This window comes from Vibrio sp. 03_296 (genome assembly GCF_002265885.1).
This window is the reverse complement of the sequence record NZ_NPKW01000660.1, coordinates 1-1,296: the sequence shown is the minus strand read 5'-3', so window position 1 is coordinate 1,296 and position 1,296 is coordinate 1. Positions and strand designations below refer to the sequence as shown.

Sequence of the window (1,296 nt, the reverse complement as noted above, 5' to 3'; positions counted from 1 at the left end):
AGCGACACAAAGCCCGACGAAGGATATTTTAATCATGGGCGACATGAATCTTTCTGCAAGCAGTGAGCGCTTTGACACGCTTTTTTCTGGAATGCAAATCTGCCCCTATTGCAAGTTGGCCAAACTTACCGACGTTGACACTGCCGTCATGGCTGCAAATTTCCATCGATCACTTATGGCTCAACAGTGATTTGCTATCTGTAAAGGAGTCTATGATGAAGTGATCGGTTCGGATCATCGAGCTATCATGACTTATCTAAACATTCAATGAGAGTGCAAAACGGCAGAGTGTTGAAAATCCCCCATACTGCGCGCGAACCGTACTGAGGCGATGAGMCAACTAACCATTTGATTCAAAAAGTTTGTTTTTGTTATTGACCCAAATAAAAAATCCGTTAAAGTACGCCTCGTTCTCACGGCGAAGGTCGTTAGAGCAGGTGGTGTTACCATCGCAGCATGCGTTGCCCTGGTGGTGAAATTGGTAGACACAAGGGATTTAAAATCCCTCGACTTTCGAGTCGTGCCGGTTCAAGTCCGGCCCGGGGCACCATCCTAACTCAAACCAGCAATGGTTATCTAAAAGGCGCGTTGGCAGAGTGGCTATGCAGCGGATTGCAAATCCGTGGACCTCGGTTCGACTCCGGGACGCGCCTCCATTCTCTTTCCTTGTTCTCGTTCCGTTCATTCGCGACCTTATTCAATAATTCCTTGTAATCATTGATTTAATCTTTGTTTTTCTTCTCTCTCTTTCATTTTGTTTCAGTGACAAACGCGATGTGATCTGCGACGCAACGATTGCGTTATTACTCTAGCTATTTTATTAAACTACATGAATCGTTTTTGATTAATGGATAACGTTAACTAGAGGTAACAACATGGAACAGTTGGGCGACATTTTAATTGTTTTGATTATTTTCACCGCCATTTTTGGTAGTGGCATGCTAAAAATCTTTTTAAATCATCGTGAAAAGGTTAAAGCGTTAGAGTTGACGAAAACGGAAGGTGCGTCTGCTGATGTGCAAAGAGAGATGCAGCAGCAGATCGACAAACTCACAAAGCGCGTGATTGTGCTAGAAGAAATCGTCACCGACAAATATCAGTTGGAAAAAGAGATCGCTTCCCTGTAGCAAATGTGGGCATGAAAAATTATCGAGAAGAGACCGTGGGTCTCTTTTTGCTTTTGAGCGTTTGTTTATCGTTCGTCAAAAAAATCTTTATTTCGGATGTATTTGCTCATTAGGTGGTAAGTGAATGGTCGGATAAGCCAACTGAGCACTGAGCGCCCCAAGCGTTCAT

At 43.6% G+C, this 1,296-nt stretch carries 1 protein-coding gene, 2 tRNA genes and 2 pseudogenes; 4 read left to right on the top strand and 1 reads right to left on the bottom strand.

Features of this window, described 5'->3' with window-relative positions; all coding sequences use genetic code 11:
* The 4 genes and pseudogenes from CIK04_RS34285 to CIK04_RS26960 form a co-directional block, all read left to right on the top strand.
* Window positions 1-190: pseudogene (locus CIK04_RS34285) on the top strand (hypothetical protein); the annotation flags it as partial.
* Between the two features lie 273 nt (window positions 191-463).
* A tRNA-Leu gene (locus CIK04_RS26970) sits at window positions 464-550 on the top strand.
* A 32-nt stretch (window positions 551-582) separates the two neighbouring features.
* A tRNA-Cys gene (locus CIK04_RS26965) sits at window positions 583-656 on the top strand.
* Between the two features lie 219 nt (window positions 657-875).
* Complete coding sequence (locus CIK04_RS26960; protein WP_128824725.1) at window positions 876-1,127, top strand: nitrite reductase; 252 nt, start codon at window positions 876-878, stop codon at window positions 1,125-1,127.
* Between the two features lie 65 nt (window positions 1,128-1,192).
* Here CIK04_RS26960 and CIK04_RS26955 read toward each other — a convergent pair.
* Window positions 1,193-1,296 (bottom strand): annotated as a pseudogene (locus CIK04_RS26955) (lipase); the annotation flags it as partial.